The organism is Duncaniella muricolitica (assembly GCF_910574735.1).
Classification (GTDB): domain Bacteria; phylum Bacteroidota; class Bacteroidia; order Bacteroidales; family Muribaculaceae; genus Duncaniella; species Duncaniella muricolitica.
The window spans coordinates 1-15658 of sequence record NZ_CAJTCF010000056.1 but is presented as its reverse complement, the minus strand read 5'-3'; the positions used below and the strand labels follow the sequence as shown (position 1 = coordinate 15658).

Annotated in this window: 13 protein-coding genes; 4 read left to right on the top strand and 9 right to left on the bottom strand. The window is 54.6% G+C overall.

From position 1 onward, the window contains the following. Positions 1-89: 89 nt before the first annotated feature. From QGT73_RS12140 to QGT73_RS12120, 5 genes are all read right to left on the bottom strand, one after another. On the bottom strand, positions 90-1190 hold the full coding sequence (locus QGT73_RS12140) for a FecR family protein (RefSeq protein ID WP_280122555.1): 1101 nt from the start codon (positions 1188-1190) through the stop codon (positions 90-92). 35 nt (positions 1191-1225) lie between these two features. Next, positions 1226-1741 (bottom strand): sigma-70 family RNA polymerase sigma factor, encoded by a 516-nt coding sequence (locus tag QGT73_RS12135; RefSeq protein WP_280122554.1) that lies wholly within the window; start codon positions 1739-1741, stop codon positions 1226-1228. Positions 1742-1870: 129 nt separating this feature from the next. Then, positions 1871-3169, bottom strand: coding sequence for an acetylxylan esterase (locus tag QGT73_RS12130; RefSeq protein ID WP_280122553.1), 1299 nt, complete (start codon positions 3167-3169; stop codon positions 1871-1873). A gap of 55 nt (positions 3170-3224) precedes the next feature. Then, positions 3225-4586 (bottom strand): glycoside hydrolase family 28 protein, encoded by a 1362-nt coding sequence (locus QGT73_RS12125; protein WP_280122552.1) that lies wholly within the window; start codon positions 4584-4586, stop codon positions 3225-3227. A 118-nt stretch (positions 4587-4704) separates the two neighbouring features. Next, complete coding sequence (locus tag QGT73_RS12120) at positions 4705-5679, bottom strand: glycosyltransferase family 2 protein (protein ID WP_482771132.1); 975 nt, start codon at positions 5677-5679, stop codon at positions 4705-4707. Between the two features lie 156 nt (positions 5680-5835). On the opposite strand from QGT73_RS12120, the gene QGT73_RS12115 reads away from it, so the two are divergent. The 3 genes from QGT73_RS12115 to QGT73_RS12105 all read left to right on the top strand — a co-directional run bounded on the left by QGT73_RS12115 (position 5836) and on the right by QGT73_RS12105 (position 8657). Continuing rightward, positions 5836-7032 carry an L-serine ammonia-lyase gene (locus QGT73_RS12115; protein ID WP_280122550.1) on the top strand — a complete coding sequence of 399 codons (1197 nt, stop codon included), beginning with the start codon at positions 5836-5838 and terminating at the stop codon, positions 7030-7032. A gap of 177 nt (positions 7033-7209) precedes the next feature. Then, on the top strand, positions 7210-7866 hold the full coding sequence (locus QGT73_RS12110) for a 3'-5' exonuclease (protein ID WP_280122549.1): 657 nt from the start codon (positions 7210-7212) through the stop codon (positions 7864-7866). Beyond that, positions 7863-8657, top strand: a complete 795-nt coding sequence (locus QGT73_RS12105) for a formate/nitrite transporter family protein (RefSeq protein ID WP_280122548.1) — start codon at positions 7863-7865, stop codon at positions 8655-8657. Before QGT73_RS12110 ends, QGT73_RS12105 begins: the two co-directional genes overlap by 4 nt. A gap of 83 nt (positions 8658-8740) precedes the next feature. Here QGT73_RS12105 and bioD read toward each other — a convergent pair whose 3' ends face one another. From bioD to bioA, 4 genes are read right to left on the bottom strand one after another with little or no spacing between them, the layout of a single operon-like run. After that, positions 8741-9379: a dethiobiotin synthase gene (gene bioD, locus QGT73_RS12100; RefSeq protein WP_280122563.1), complete on the bottom strand. Its 639-nt coding sequence runs from the start codon at positions 9377-9379 to the stop codon at positions 8741-8743. Continuing rightward, positions 9373-10776, bottom strand: a complete 1404-nt coding sequence (locus QGT73_RS12095) for a pimeloyl-ACP methyl esterase BioG family protein (protein ID WP_280122547.1) — start codon at positions 10774-10776, stop codon at positions 9373-9375. The genes bioD and QGT73_RS12095 overlap by 7 nt, the downstream gene beginning before the upstream one ends. Then, positions 10776-11927, bottom strand: coding sequence for an aminotransferase class I/II-fold pyridoxal phosphate-dependent enzyme (locus QGT73_RS12090; protein ID WP_280122546.1), 1152 nt, complete (start codon positions 11925-11927; stop codon positions 10776-10778). The genes QGT73_RS12095 and QGT73_RS12090 overlap by 1 nt, the downstream gene beginning before the upstream one ends. After that, a complete protein-coding gene (gene bioA / locus QGT73_RS12085) occupies positions 11924-13234 on the bottom strand; it encodes an adenosylmethionine--8-amino-7-oxononanoate transaminase (RefSeq protein ID WP_280122545.1) in 1311 nt (436 codons plus the stop codon). The genes QGT73_RS12090 and bioA overlap by 4 nt, the downstream gene beginning before the upstream one ends. 809 nt (positions 13235-14043) lie before the next feature. Between bioA and QGT73_RS12080 the strand changes: the two genes are divergently transcribed. Further along, on the top strand, positions 14044-15450 hold the full coding sequence (locus tag QGT73_RS12080; protein WP_280122544.1) for a hypothetical protein: 1407 nt from the start codon (positions 14044-14046) through the stop codon (positions 15448-15450). Positions 15451-15658: the final 208 nt, after the last annotated feature.

Below are 15658 nucleotides of genomic sequence, written 5' to 3'. Positions count from 1 at the left end.
GTATAATTTTTCTTAAAAGACAACCATTTCATAGAATCAGTACCCCTATTGTGTAAAAATATTTGAATTTATATCAATTTTTCTACAATTCAGTCGACAACAATGTCATGACCGACCACTTTGATTTCGGCAATGTTCAGCCGGTTAAGGCTCTCGATTGCGAGCTCCACGGGCTCGGTGCGCATGGCCGAAAAGTGGACTTTTTTGCTCATCACTTCGCGGTTGTGAAACACGACGCCCATGTTGTACCATCGGCCCAGCTCGCGCAGCACCTCTATCAGCGGCACTTCGTCAAAATAGAAAAATCCCTCGACCCACTGGGTGAGCGCGTAGGTGTCCACGTTCTCAACGTCCACGCTGCCGTCGGCGTCACACACGGCCGCTTCGCCCGGCGAGAGTGTGGCAAGTCCGGAGCCTTCGGGCGAGAGTATCTCCACCTTGCCGCTGACAAGTGCCACCTGGGTGTTGTCAGGTGTGTAGTTGTTGAAGTTAAATTCGGTCCCGAGCACTCTCACGTCTATCTGAGGCGATTTCACAATAAAGGGTGAGGAGGCATCGGGTGTAATCTTAAAAAATACTTCTCCACTGACGGCTACCATGCGTGCGCCCTTGCGGAAGCGTTCGGGAAATTCGATGTAGCTGTCGGCATTGAGCCATACCTCCGAACTGTCGGGCAGTATGATTTTCACGCCCATGCCTCGGGGCGTGGATATTTTACGATACTTGTCAGAGCGGTCAGTTGTGGCGACGACCTCCGGCTCGGGCACAAACGAGATTGGCCCTGAGACATCGAGCACGTCCTCACGTCCTTCGGTCTCCAGACTCACATGTCCCGGCGATTCTTTATGACTGAGCGCGATATAGTCGCCCGTTACAGAAGGGCCGGCCACGTCGCTCTTGCCCGGCAGCAGCCCGAGAGCCAGCACGACGGCGAGCATGGCGGCTGCTCCGCAGAGTGAGGCCAAGGCCATATGGAGCACTCCGAAACGGTGCTTACGCTCCCGTTCAGGCGCAATCACGTCGCGTCTGAACGACTCCCACGCATCGTCAGTGTCGACGCGTGAGGTCTTTCTGCGATGTGACATCCCGACCATATGCCGCATGAGACGCTCATCGTCATTCAGTCCGTCGTCATGATGCAAGTTGTCATCATCGCGGGTGTCCATGTCATGTTCACTGCCCTCTTTCATAATAGTTATTTCATTGTTGTTGACAAGCGGGCGGCTCAGTCGGTACCCCCGCGATGCAGAAATTTTTTACGGAATATCGCCAGAGCCTTACTGATATGTTTGTGTATCATGCCGGGAGTCGTGTCCAGGAGTTCGGCCACTTCTTTATATTTGCGACCTTCAAGATAGCATTTCTCCACAATAAGACGCGTCCTCGGCGACAACGACTCCATTATCTGCTCCATGCGAGCAAGGTTTTCTTCGTGGACATCGATGTCCTCGTCAATCAGACGGAGCTTCTCCTCGAGATACTCTTCGAGCGTCTCGCGATAGCGCACATTTTTCTTGAGATGGCTGATGCATCTGTTGCGCAGCGCGCCATACATGTAGGCCACCTCGTTGTCGGGATGCCAACTGTCACGCTGCGCCCACAGGTCGCTCATGAGTGTCCCGACAATATCTTTGGCCTGCTCCTCATCCTCTACCCAGTCGAGGGCATAGAGATAGAGCCGCTGATAATTGTCACGGAACAATCGTTCAAACCTTATTTCATCCTCGCGAGATGCTGACATTATTCTATCTTTTGACGAATATGGCAGCAAAGATAACCCATCGAAGCTGATTTTCCAAAAATTTTATGCGGCATGATACAACATTGGCGTGGAATATATCACTCCACGCCAATGTTTATGTATAGTGTCTTACTTCACGCAGCTTTTGAGCCAGAGGTAGTGGCTGTGTTCGGTGTCGGAGGAGGTCCAGTGTTCGTTTACGGGGGTCAGAAGGGCTTCCTTGGGGGCGGTGATGACGTTGTAGACCTCATAGGAGGTGGTGGGGGGACAGGTGTTGTCGTTGAAGCCCCAGGTCATGCGCACGGGACAGGTGAGGTGGCGGGCAAAGTTTACGACGTCGTAATATTCGAGTGTGCGTATTTTGGCGGCAGTCGCCTCGTTGCGGTCTTTGCGGAAGTGGTGGGGATAGCCACCGGCTTTGTCACCGAGATAGCCTGTCATGTCGCTAAGGGCGGGATGGTTGGCCGCACATCCGTTGACACGCTCGTCGAGCATGGCTGTGGTGATGGCGAGTGCACCGCCCTGGCTGCCTCCTTGCGTGAAGAGGTTCTTGCCGTCCCACGCGGGGAGCGATGTGAGCAGGTCGAGAAAGCGGCGACATCCGAGATAGACGTCTTTCATGTAATAATCGTCGGGGTTGTCCATGCCAAACTCCAGATATTTGCCTTTCTCTTTGCGCTGCTGCGAAAATTCGGCCTCCGAGAGCTTGGGATGACAGCCGTGTATCTCTATCTCGCAACGTATCATGCCTCCTTCTCCGTAATAGCGGTGTCTCATGGGGTCTTTGATGGTCTTGACGCCGGCTCCGGGTGGGCAGAGCACGGCGGGATATTTGCCCTCGCCTCTGGGGATAAACAGGTAGCCATACATGCTGCGGCCTTCGGGATTGAGCTGTAGTTTCACTAGCTGACAGGTCATCTTGTCGGTGGTATATTCCGGCACATCCTCCACGGTATATTGCAGAGGGAAGGCGGCTTTGTCTTCGGCCACGGCTTTGCGCCAATACTGCACGAAGTCCTTGGGCTCGCCGGCAAAGGGGCGCAGACGGTCGGGCGAGAATCCGAGTTTGATGTGATGGCCCGTGGTCTTGCCATCGACCGACGCCGAGAGACGCAGATCGCGAAAACCGGGTTTGACCATAGTGCCCACAGCTATGGTTGCGCGACCGTTCTTGTCGAGCTTCACCGTGTCCTTACGGTCGTCGGGGAGCATATCGTCACCGATAGTATAGGTGACAACCGCTCCGGCAGCCGGCACACCGTAGCGGAGAAGCTGCACATCTACTGTGGCGTTCTCGCCGGTCTCATAGAGCCAGTCGGCATGGTCGGGCACAGTCACCCAGAGATAGTCGTTACGATAGGGATAGTTCTCGGCCACGGCCGGGACAAATATGGAGAGGAGCAATAAGAGTGATAACAGTCGAGACATAAATGTAACCCAAATATGATAGATAAAAGATTAAAATGAGATGCGAAAATAATTGCTAATTGCTAATTACTAATTGTTCAGAGTCGGTGGCAAGTATGACGGGACGGGCGTCGGGGGCGAGGGCGTTGACCTTGATGTTGCGCAGAGTCACACCCTTGGTGTGGTTGAGCCAGAACCCCTGGGCCGGAAGTATGCCCCACATGGTCGACTCGGGATACTCGGCACGTTTCTCATCGGCGGGGGCCGCTGTCACACCCTGGCCTCCGGCATGATTGATCGTGATGTCGTGAAGCACTATATCGGTGACGGGATGTCCCTCAAGACCTGTGATGGAACTGCCCGACGGACCGGCCTCATCAATTATGATGTCATGAAGCACTACACCGCTGATGCTGCCTACACCCTCAACGGGATGGTCGGGCGAATAGGCACGTGCACGGTCGGCCAGACGGATAAAGATTGGCGACTCGGTGCCTCGTATGGTGATGTCTGACACATTGACATTACGCATTATGCCGCCGTCCACTATCTCGAGCGAGATAGCCGAGTGACCTATGCCGCCGGGATAGCCGAAATATTGCGACGACTGGTCGGCCGAAGGTTTGACCACGATACCGCGGATATTGATGTTGCGGAAACCGCCGTTGGTCTCGGTGCCGAGTTTTATGGCATTGCAGTGGCTCGACACCACACAGTTGGAAATGGTTATATCTTCACAAAGTCGCGGCGAGGTGCTCTTGAGAGTGATGGCGTCGTCGTCCGAATCGGCAATCATATTGCTGACCGTTACATTATGACAACCGTCGAGGTCAAGAGCGTCATTGTTGTAGTTGTTGCGGTTTATCACCGTTATGCCGTCTATTTTCACACGGTCACAAGCGAGATAGTGCTGCATCCAGCACCCGGAGTTACGCAGAGTGACGCCCGAGAGCGAGATGTCGGACGACTGCACGAATCTCAGCAGATGGGGGCGCGTAATGCCCTCGTCGTTCCACGACAGTTTGGGGAACGCCTTTCCCCTGCCGTCTATCACACCTTGCCCCGTGATGGCCACATGGCTCACACTGTCGGCATAGATAAGCTGGACGGTCGGGGTGTTGGTGCGCAGCGACACATAGGATGTCGACACGGGTGTATAGTCCTTTATGTCGGTGCTGCCATAGAGGGTGGCACCGTTTTCGAGATTGAGCGTCACATGGCTGCGGAGTATAATGCTGCCGGTCTTATAACTTCCGGCCGGCACGAGCACCGAGCCCCCGCCCGAGGCCGAACATTCGTCGATGGCCCGTTGCAGAGCGGAGGTGCTCAGTCGGGTGGTGTCACTCACAGCCCCGTAATCAAGGATATTATAGACCGCGGCATTAGAGACCAATGCGGCCGAAAACAGTAATAGTGATGATGTGATGATTCTTTTCATGATATTATTGATTTATTCAGTATAGAGTATAAATTCAGTATAGAGTATAAAATGGAGATAAGATTGGGAATAGCGACAGGCCTGACGGCCGCGCAGCCTAAACTTTAACCTTTAAACTCTAAACTCTATTCTTAAGCATATGCAATCGTCGGATGATACGCGGGAAGCGGGCGTGAAGCTCGAGACGAAGCCGTCCGGCCAACGGCCACGCCTTGTAATATCTGTTATGCCTGAAGCCGGGCACCACCCGCTCGACTGTATGGCGCACATAACGCTGACGCATGATGGGCACACGGTCAAAACGGTAAATACACCCTGTTATTGTGTTGGTATAATACTGATTGATGATAACATAGTCTATCTCCTCTCGCCAACGGTCATAGAGACCGAGCCTCATGAGGTGAGCTTTGAGCATACGGGCCGAAGAGAGGCGGTGAAAGAAACGATAATCGTTCATTCTGTGACTCACTGATGTGTCATATATGTGATAGCCATAAAGCGGAGCGTTGACCTTGACAGGATTGACGGCCGACAGATGTATGGCCAGTGTCACGGCATTATCCTCGTAAAACACTCCCTCGGGGAAATACAGGCCGTTGTCGGTGATGAGACTGCGACGATACATGGCCGACCACACCGGCGAAGGATGCAGGATAAATCTTCGTCTCAGCTCGTCGCCTTTAAGCTCTGCAGCGTCAGGCCCGAGCGGACTCACCATGCGGCCGGGAATGGTCTCGTAATCATACATCACCATATCGGCTCCCTGCTGACGGGCGGTGTCGACACACAGCGACAGCGACTCGGGGCGCAGACTGTCGTCAGCGTCAAGAAACACCACATACTCTCCGCGGGCCTCACGGATGGCCCGGTTGCGTCCGCCACCTTGCTTGACATTGATGCGCGAATCTATGACACGTATGCGCGGGTCGGATGATGCCAGCCGCTCAAGCACGGCAAGACTCCCGTCGGTCGAAGCGTCGTTGAAACATATCAGTTCCCAGTCGGTAAAAGTCTGGGCTATCACCGACCCCACCGAACAATCAAGATACCGCTCGGCATTATACACAGGCATTATTACGGAAACCAAAGGCATTTATTTACATCTTTGCTGTAACATGAATATCATTTTTCCTTTTCCTTATACACCCCAAAGTTACGCAAAAGCGGCGAAACCGACTGTAAATGTGACGGTTTTTTTGTAATTTTGTCCCCGATTTTTGTTACACTGTAAATATAAGGCATCTCCGCTATGGAATCAATCAGGCATATATTCAAAATAGGTTATGGCCCCTCGAGCAGCCACACCATGGGCCCGCTCAAAGCCGCGCAGAAATTTCTTGCCGCCAGTCCCGGTGCGACATCGCGCCGTGTCACCCTCTACGGCTCGCTCGCAGCCACCGGCAAAGGACACCTCACCGACAAGGCCATACTTGACACTCTCACCCCCGTGGCTCCATGCGAGATTGTGTGGATGCCCGAGACTTTCCTACCCTTCCACCCCAACGGCATGAAGTTTGAGGCCCTCGACCCGGATGGAAATGTCACCGCCGAGGAGACCTATTACAGCATCGGTGGCGGCGACATACTCAAGGAGGGCGAGTCGCGCCAGAAAGCCGACAGCGTGTATGAGATGTCGACCATACGTGACATCCAGAAGTGGTGTGAGAAGACCGGCTCAAGTTTCTGGGAATACGTTGACCGTTGCGAAGGTCAGGCCATCTGGGATTATCTCCATGAGGTATGGACTGTGATGAAACAGGCCGTTGAGCGCGGCATCGAGGCCGAAGGTGTGCTCCCCGGCGGGCTGGGCGTGCGCCGCAAGGCCGTGAGCTATCATGTGCATGCCGAGGGCTATGCAAGTTCGCTCAAAAGCCGCGGTCTCGTCTATGCCTATGCCCTGGCCGTGAGCGAGGAGAACGCCTCGGGCGGCAAGATTGTCACAGCTCCCACCTGCGGCTCCTGCGGCATAGTGCCGGCGGTGCTCTATCATCTGCACAAATCTAAGAATTTCTCTGAGAAACGCATACTCCGTGCTCTCGCTACAGCCGGACTTTTCGGCAATGTGGTCAAGCACAACGCCTCGGTGTCGGGTGCCGAAGTCGGCTGTCAGGGTGAGGTCGGAGTGGCGTGTGCCATGGCGGCCGCGGCAGCCTCGCAGCTATTTGGCGGCACACCGGCCCAGATAGAATACTCGGCCGAGATGGGCCTCGAGCATCACCTCGGCCTCACGTGCGACCCCGTGTGCGGTCTCGTGCAGATACCCTGCATCGAACGCAACGCCTATGCGGCGGCCCGCGCGCTCGACGCCAATCTCTACGCGGCTTTCTCCGACGGTCGCCACTCGGTGAGCTTCGACCGCATCGTCGAGGTCATGAAGCAGACCGGCCACGACCTGCCGTCGCTCTACAAGGAGACATCCCAGGGCGGCCTCGCTGTCATCAACTGATTGCACCGCAATCGGTTGATATTTATTAATAAGATTTATGATTTCAAGTCAGACAGTGCCGGAAAACTGAGTTTTCCGGCACAAATTGTCTCCACAATAGCGTCTTTGTGATTCAGAGGATGTTTAATTGTATAAAAAGATGCGTATTAAATCACGATTATTGCGTAACTTTGCAATATGGATAACGAGTCGTTCAGTATAGCAATAGACAAGAAATGTGTGGCAGAGATGCCCACCGTTACATTTGCGGGCGCGATAACCGTGATAGAACGCGCCGAGGAAGTGGCCGCCGCGGTCAGCTTTCTACGCAGTCATGACGTGGTGGGTTTCGACACTGAGACCAAGCCTAATTTCCGCAAAGGCATGACCAACCGTGTGTCGCTCATACAGGTGTCGACCGAAGACCATTCATTCCTGTTTCGCATCAACAAGATGGGCTTCACACCCGAGTTGCGCGAATTTATGGAGTGTGAGGATGTAATCAAGGTAGGCCTCTCGCTCAAGGATGATTTCCATATGCTTCACCAGGTGGGAGAGTTTGAGCCCCGCGGATTTGTGGAGCTTCAGGAAATGGTCAAGAAATATCACATAACCGACGCAAGCCTCCAGAAGATATATGCCATACTCTTCGGCCACCGAATATCCAAGGGGCAGCGTCTCACCAACTGGGAGGCACAGGTGCTCACCGAGCCTCAGATGATCTATGCGTCAATCGACGCTTGGGCATGCCGGCACATATATCTCCATCTCATCTCGGGCGATTTCGTGCCCGCCGCATCACCCTATGTCAGACACGAGGAGGAGACCGCTTCCTCCCAACCCTCCAATGAATGAAGATACTTTCCCCCTCTGAAATCACCCGGGCGGCCTCCGATGCCGGAGCTGCCAAGGCGCATCTCACCGCCTCGTCCACCATGCGTCTGCTCGTATCGGCCTGTATGGCCGGAGCCTACATTTCGCTCGGCGGCATCCTGTCGATGACTCTCGGATTAGGATTTCCCGAACTCACCGCCTCCAACCCCGCGCTTCAGCGACTGCTGAGCGGTGTGGCCTTCCCGATAGGTCTCATACTTGTGGTGGTGCTCGGAGCCGAACTCTTCACCGGCAACAACGCGGTGCTCGTCCCCTCGATGATGCAGCGCAAACATGGTCCCGGACTGACTCTGCGCAACTGGACTCTGGTCTATCTGGGCAATCTTGCCGGCGCACTCGCCTTTACATATTTTATGGTATACCGCTGCGGACTTACGGCCATAGACCCCTGGCACTCTGCCGCGGTGAAGGTGGCCGAGGCCAAGGTGGCAATGCCGTGGGACGTAGTGTTTCTCAAGGCCATCGGAGCCAACTGGTGTGTATGCCTGGCCGTATGGCTCGCTCTGAGCGGCAAGACTCTGTTGGAGAAAGCCTTAGGCTGCTGGCTGCCGGTGATGGCGTTTGTAGCCCTGGGTTACGAGCACTGCATCGCCAATATGTTTTTCATCCCTCTGGGCATGATGGAAGGCGCGGACGTGGGACTTCTTCAGGCTTTGACCGCCAACTTCATACCCTCCACTCTCGGCAATATCGCCGGCGGCGCACTTCTCGTCGGAGCTGTAAACGGCTATCTGCACCTTTTCAAAAAATAACCATACAGACATAAAAAAGACAGGAGTACGGGAGTTTTTTTGTTACCTCCCGTACTTCTGTCTTTATTTTTTATCTTTATTTTTCACAGACTCCCTACTGTGGCAAAGCGGGCGTCGGGAAAATTGCGGGCCACATAGCGGGCAATGAATCCGCGGGTGTCCTCGGCAATCACAGGGTCGGTGTCGAAATGCTCGTTGTAAATCACGGCCGCGAGCTGCATGCCGCGTGAACGTATGGCCTCGAGCGACAATACGGTATGATTGATTGACCCAAGTATGCCGTTGGTCACCAGTATTACAGGGAGCTTGCGCGACTCGGCATAATCAATCGACATGAATGTGTCGGTGATAGGCACGGCCAGACCACCGGCACCCTCTATAAGCACTATGTCATAGAGCGACTTGAGCCGTTCGGTAGCGCGGTCTATCGCTTCGAGATCAATCTCCCGGCCGTCAATTCTCGCGGCAAGCTGGGCCGAGGCCGGATAAGAAAATATCACCGGGGCGGTGGTATGGTCAAGATCCTCAGGCTGAAGACCGATGCCCATAATTTCGCGATGTTTCACTATGTCCTCCGACATGTCGGTATTGCCGGTCTGGATAAACTTCTGTGTGATGACTCTTTTGCCCTCCTCCATCAGCCGGCGGGCTATGTAGCCGGTCACGTAGGTCTTGCCGGCATCGGTGTCGATGCCTGAGATGAAATAAGCGTTGCTCATGATTTCTTTAATACCAGATAGATAGGATGATATGTGAGTGGTGCTTTGCCTTCGCTGTCAAGCGGATAGTTTCGGAGCATACGGCAGCCCGCGGCGGTGTCGCCGCTATCGCCGGCCGACAGACCGTTGACTCCGGTGCGGCTCATGTGGCGCAGCACTTCGAGAGGCGAGCCGAAAAGGCTCGTGTGACGCTCCTCGGTTATCTCCGCCACCGACAGCGTGGAGGGGACACAACGGCTTATCTGCTCGAGCGTCAGGAAGCGGCCAGATGTACCGAGAGCCACACGGGGCTCGCGCATGGTGTCGGGCCCATAGGTGGAGAGTGCTATCACGCCGCCCGGACGGAGCGTGCGTGAAGCCTCGGTGAGAAATGAGCGCAGTGAGTTGAACCACTGCACGGTCGAGGCCGAAAGTATCATATCGAAAGCCTCGTCGGGCTGTCGGGCTATCTCTGACTCCGCATCACAGCTCAGAGTCGTCAAGGCGATGTCGGGATGAGAGGTGCGCAATGCCTCGATCTGCGGGGCTATATGCAGGTCCCACAGGGTGGCTCGGGCCGGCCCGAACCTGTCAAGCAGCATGGAGGTAAACCGCCCTGTGCCGCACCCCGCCTCAAGTATGTCACCGACCGCGGCGGGAGCGTGTGAGGCGGCAAGGTCGAGCAGACGCGAGGCCGTGGCATACTGAGCCGTGGCATTGTCGTCATAAGTTGTCTCGGCCTTGCGGAAACGTTTCTCCACATGCGACTTGTCGGTAAGACAGCCTCGCAGCAGCCGGTTGAAGTCGGGCAGATGGGGGCCGTCAATCACGATGGTCTGCACCGCATCCGAGGCCCAGGCCTCCGACTGGTTGGCCGCGGGGATAATCATATCGCTCTGCGAGACAAACGCCTTGTCCCACAGCATACGCGGAGCCTCGCAGGTGTCAAAGGCCGAGAGTTCTTCGCGCAGATCGTCGACACTGCGGGCGGGGGCACGCAGGGCAAACTCCTTATAGGCGGCCGCTCCGCCACACATGCGCATATTGAATTTGGTCACGCTCCGTTCACTAAGTCCGGCAAGCGTGGCGTCAAATATCGCCCGCGGTATGCCGCGCGAGTCATCGGCCGTAAAGCGCGTGCCGTTGACAGCGATGCGCGCCGTGACACGGAATCCCGGATGCGAGGCCATGAAACGCGAGGCGGCATGCACGCCAAATGACCATGCCACCACCACCGTCTCCTCATAGCCCGACAGTTCTTCGAGCCACGGGGCTGACATGTCGCGATAGTCCCACACCACGGCCACATCATAGCCGGGCATGCTCACGTCATCAAGCGGACGCGGCGACATGCCCCATCCTGCAAAGAGCAGTATCAGGCGTGACGCTCCGGGGCGGGTGTATGTAAATTTCAGATTCATCAGTTCTTTTCTAAGGCTGTGATCTTTGCCCTCAGGGCTGCACCAAACCGCTCGATGTCCTCGGCCGTCATCATGGCGTTGAGACTGATGCGCAGACGGTCAGTGCCGGGCGGCACAGTCGGGACACGAATGGGGAGCACTTTAAACCCTTCGTCCAGCAGTTCATGCGACAGTCTCACAGCCTTGACAGGGTCGCCTGTCACAAATGGCTGTATGTGGCTCGGAGTGATGTCAAAGTCCGGTGACAGCGGCGTTAACAGTCGGGCAAGCTGTCTCCCGAGCGCGCGCAGATGGTCACGCTCGGCCTCCATGCCTGTGAATTTTTCAATCATAAACTGTGTCCATGCCGCGGTGAGAGGTGGCAGGGCGGTGGAAAATATGAAGCTGCGGGCACGGTTTACAAGATAGTCATGCAGTTCGCGGCTCACAGCGCAGAATGCGCCCATCGAGGCGCAGGCTTTGCCGAATGTCCCGACCACGACGTCAATATCGTCATAGCCCGCGGCACTGCTACACAGCCCGAGGCCGCGCTCCCCCTCAACGCCGAAGGCATGGGCCTCGTCGACATAGAGCATTACGTTGGGATACAAACGTTTGATTTCCACAAGACGGTCGATATCGGCCCGGTCACCGTCCATCGAATAGACGCTCTCGACGATTACAAGCACCTGCGCGTATGACGATGCCTCCTTGGAGAGTATCCTGTCGAGGTGTCCGAGGTCGTTGTGGCGAAATCGTGTGAACGAGGCCTTTGACAGCGTAATGCCGTCGATGATGCTCGCGTGCACCAGTTTGTCGGCCACAATCAGCGTCTTCGCGCCCTGAGCTATAGCCGACACCATGCCCGTATTGGCATGATAGCCACTGTTGAACAGCAGGACCGGTCTGCCGTAAAGCTCAGTCAGCAACGACTCGAGCGAAGCATATTCGTCCTGACGCGAGGCCAGCAGACGCGAGGCCGACGAGGTGAGCGGTATGGCAGTCGCGCCCTCCCGGCTGAAAAACTCGGCCTGAAGCTCGGGGCGCATCGCCAGACCCAGATAATCGTTTGACGACAGGTCGATTACACCCTGCGGTGTTACGCCCGAGGGGATGGAGCGCAGGTTGCCGCTCTGCTCGAGTCCGGCAAGTATATCGGCAAACCGGCTCATTTTATACTCTTTATACACTCTATTGTCTGCTCTATGAGATATCTGAGGTCTTCGTCACTGATAATGTAGGGGGGCATCACATAGACATTGCGCCCGAAGGGGCGTACCCATATGCCGCGCTCCACACACTCGCGCTGGAAATCGGCCAGACATACCGGCTCCTCCATCTCTATCACGCCTATCGACCCGAGCACTCTGACGTCGCGCACACCCGCCACCGATGCGGCCGGCCCAATGTGACGCCTTATCTCGCTCTCCAGGTGTTTCAGCCTCGAAGCCATGTCCTGCTCGCGGAGCATGCGCAGCGACTCTATGGCTATGGCGCATGCGAGCGGATTGGCCATGAATGTCGGGCCGTGCATCATCACCCCGGCCTCGCCGCGCGATATGGTGTCGGCCACCTCGGCGGTGGTCAGCACCGCGCTCATGGTCAGATAGCCGGCCGTGAGACCTTTGCCTATACACATGATGTCGGGCTCCACGCCGGCATGTTCCCAGGCAAACATGCGCCCGGTGCGCCAGAATCCGGTGGCTATCTCGTCAAATATCAGGTAGAGCCCGTAGCGGTCACACAGCCGCCGGGCCTCGCGCAGATATTGCGGGTGATAAAACCTCATGCCTCCGGCCCCCTGCACTATCGGCTCGAGTATGAGAGCCGCCAGTTCGTCATGACGGGCCTCAATGATAGCCTCGAGCGGAGCGATGTCGGCCGGATCCCACTCCATGTCGGGACTCACCGTCGGAGCCGGAGCGAAATACCGCACGGGCAGAGCCGTACCGAAAGCTCCATGCATGCCGGTGACGGGGTCGCAGACACTCATGGCATTCCACGTGTCGCCGTGATAACCGCTCCGTATGGTCACGAAATTGGTTTTCCTGTGGTCGCCGCTGCGCGATACTGCGGCCTGCACTGCCATCTTCATGGCCACCTCGACAGCCACCGATCCCGAGTCGGCATAAAATATATTGTGCATCGACGGCGGAGCCACCTCCAGGAGCATACGGCCAAGCTCTATGGCCGGCTCATGGGTCAGTCCGCCAAACATCACATGGCTCATGCGCTCCATCTGCGCCATGGCAGCACGGTTGATGCGCGGATGATTGTAGCCGTGTATCACACACCACCACGACGACATGCCGTCGATAAGCTCGCGGCCGTCGGCAAGCCTTAGCCTCACCCCGTGACACTCGGTCACCTTATACGTAGGCAGAGGGTCGATGGTCGATGTATAGGGATGCCAGAGATGCTCGCGGTCAAACGCGTCATGCACCGCTCCGGCCTGTATGTTTGTGTCAGTATTTTCCATTGCGATATGATGAACGGTCTATCATATTCAAATCATATGCAAATGTAAGCATAATTTCCGAAAAACAATACCCTTTCCCCCTCGCAGAATCCCCCTCATCTCTCACTACGGCCCCACAACCACAACACCGGAATAGATTAACCATTCTCGAGGAGATACAAAAGTTTCATAAGCTCAATAAGAAACAAAAGTTGTTATTTCAGTGCATAAATCAGTCACTCCCGCACGGGCATCCACCTACACATAGGCATCCCTCGCATCCCGCACGGGCGTCCGCAGGACGCAGATTTAGTAGTAACCGGGTTCACCGAAGCGTAGCGGAGGTGTGCCCGGACAAATGACACAATACAATGATGGCGTCCGACAGGACGCCGATTATCGGGCGTGATAGCTGATACAGCCCCCTCTCACGATAACCGATGTCCTGTCGGACATCATTTTTTATATCGTGCCACTCCGGGCACACCTCCGCTGCGCTTCGGTGAACCCTATGTCTGAAGAGTCGGACATCATTTTGTAAATGAGAGCGTTTTTGCTTAATCCTTAGTTCTGAAATCGCCAAATCTTAGTAGAAGGATATAGCAGTCGAAAACGTTCCATGCGTGCGTTATGTATCCACCCCCTCTCACAGCACGGGGTCAGTAATATATATCGGCATGGCGTGGGGGGTGGACTGTATATTTCTACGAAAGCGTTTGGCGATGCCCAGAACTGAATATCCAGTAAACATTGCCCACGCTTTTGTACATCTTTAACCTTAGTATCAACCGCAACGTCAGGGGCAAGCGTGGCACAACATTCACTCCATTATGAGACGTTTGTTAACTCTCTCCGCCGGACTGTTATTGTCCGCAGCCTCAGTCTTCGCAGCCACGGAGACAATCTATCTGAAAAACGGCAGTGTAATCAAGGGCGAAGTCATCGAACAGGTCCCGGGAAAGTCGCTTAAAATCAAGACACGCGACGGCAGTATCTTTGTCTACCAAATGGACGAGGTAGAGAAAATCACCAAAGAGAACAAATCGACAGTTTCGACCGACGGCTCCTGCAACATCCGTCACAAAGGTCTTGACTTCAGCATCGGTACTGGCTACAATATAGGCACCAAAGGTGGCTCGGGCAACATTCCCGTCGACCTCATCCTGTCAAAACGTCTCAGCCCCAACTTTTCACTCGGTCTGGGCTCAGGCGTTCAGATACCTGCGGGTGACGGAGATGCCATCATACCTATTTATGCAGACTTCAAAGGCTTTTTCCCGCTCAGTTCGACACAAATCACACCTTTCGGCGACATTCAGTTGGGCTACGCCATAAACACCGCAGGCGATAAGACTGTAGGCTCAGGCAAACATGCCGTCACAGTCTCCACACCAAACTTTGTAATGTTTTCAATAATGCCCGGCGTACGCATCCCGCTCAATCACCGCACTGATGTCGACCTGTCGGTCGGCTATCAACACTACGTCCCGACCGAGGGCAACGGTGGCTCGGGTGCGATAGCCTTTAAGGTCGGATTTAATTTCCACCGCAGCACCGACCCCAATTTCATGTCTCGCATCAAGCCCGAGGTTCCTACGCGTAATACAGGTTTTGAATTTGGCATTGAGGGTTTCGGTGTTGACGAAATCGGACTGGGAATGCAGTTAGGCTATAAGTTTTCGCCCCAACTAAGCTTTGCACTCGGACTCAGCTACGGAGCGCGTTCAGAGAAAAACACTGAAATGTCACTTACCTATTTCCGCCAACCTGACGGACAGGGAGACATGGTCGGAGAACAACGTTCTTTGGACTATGATGATGATATTGACATCGGACCTTTTAAATTTTTTCTTCGTGGAGAATATCGCCTAAACAACAATCGTTTCTCGCCCGTCGCATCGGTTGATTTAGGATATCGAAAAATTTGCTACGAAGAGATGTACATCAGTTCACCTTTACAAGACAACGAAATCAGTGGAAACGGCATCTTCTGTCGGCCGGCCATCGGCATTTCATGGCGTACGACCAACAATTCATACCTTGAAGCTCGCGTAGGCTATGAAATTACCAACGGTTATAACAAAATTGACAAAGTAATCAACCAGTCAGGCAATCTGAATGGATATCAATCCAATCACTTCGAATCGATACACATCAAGAAGGATGGCTGTAATCTGTCAGGCCTCTACGTATCCATCGGTTGGAAACGTACATTCAGTCTCTTTTCCAAAGACTGAACGTGACATAAGTGTCAACGAGACAGACAGCCGCTGTATAATAGCTATTTAGAAGTATTACTGTCCGCTAAACTTTTTTTGAGCGATTGAAAAATTAGGGCTGATTCTTGCTAAGGCAAGCGACAAAAGTCGATTACCATTTGCAGGAGTCAGCCCTAATTAGTTATTTTTGGTGTCGTCAAACAAACCATGAATAACCATGAGCAAA

Coding starts and splice junctions, on each gene's coding strand:
- QGT73_RS12140 (WP_280122555.1), bottom strand. CDS start 1,190: ATGAAAGAGGGCAGTGAACATGACATGGACACCCGCGATGATGACAAC.
- QGT73_RS12135 (WP_280122554.1), bottom strand. CDS start 1,741: ATGTCAGCATCTCGCGAGGATGAAATAAGGTTTGAACGATTGTTCCGT.
- QGT73_RS12130 (WP_280122553.1), bottom strand. CDS start 3,169: ATGTCTCGACTGTTATCACTCTTATTGCTCCTCTCCATATTTGTCCCG.
- QGT73_RS12125 (WP_280122552.1), bottom strand. CDS start 4,586: ATGAAAAGAATCATCACATCATCACTATTACTGTTTTCGGCCGCATTG.
- QGT73_RS12120 (WP_482771132.1), bottom strand. CDS start 5,679: ATGCCTTTGGTTTCCGTAATAATGCCTGTGTATAATGCCGAGCGGTAT.
- QGT73_RS12115 (WP_280122550.1), top strand. CDS start 5,836: ATGGAATCAATCAGGCATATATTCAAAATAGGTTATGGCCCCTCGAGC.
- QGT73_RS12110 (WP_280122549.1), top strand. CDS start 7,210: ATGGATAACGAGTCGTTCAGTATAGCAATAGACAAGAAATGTGTGGCA.
- QGT73_RS12105 (WP_280122548.1), top strand. CDS start 7,863: ATGAAGATACTTTCCCCCTCTGAAATCACCCGGGCGGCCTCCGATGCC.
- QGT73_RS12095 (WP_280122547.1), bottom strand. CDS start 10,776: ATGAATCTGAAATTTACATACACCCGCCCCGGAGCGTCACGCCTGATA.
- QGT73_RS12090 (WP_280122546.1), bottom strand. CDS start 11,927: ATGAGCCGGTTTGCCGATATACTTGCCGGACTCGAGCAGAGCGGCAAC.
- bioA (WP_280122545.1), bottom strand. CDS start 13,234: ATGGAAAATACTGACACAAACATACAGGCCGGAGCGGTGCATGACGCG.
- QGT73_RS12080 (WP_280122544.1), top strand. CDS start 14,044: ATGAGACGTTTGTTAACTCTCTCCGCCGGACTGTTATTGTCCGCAGCC.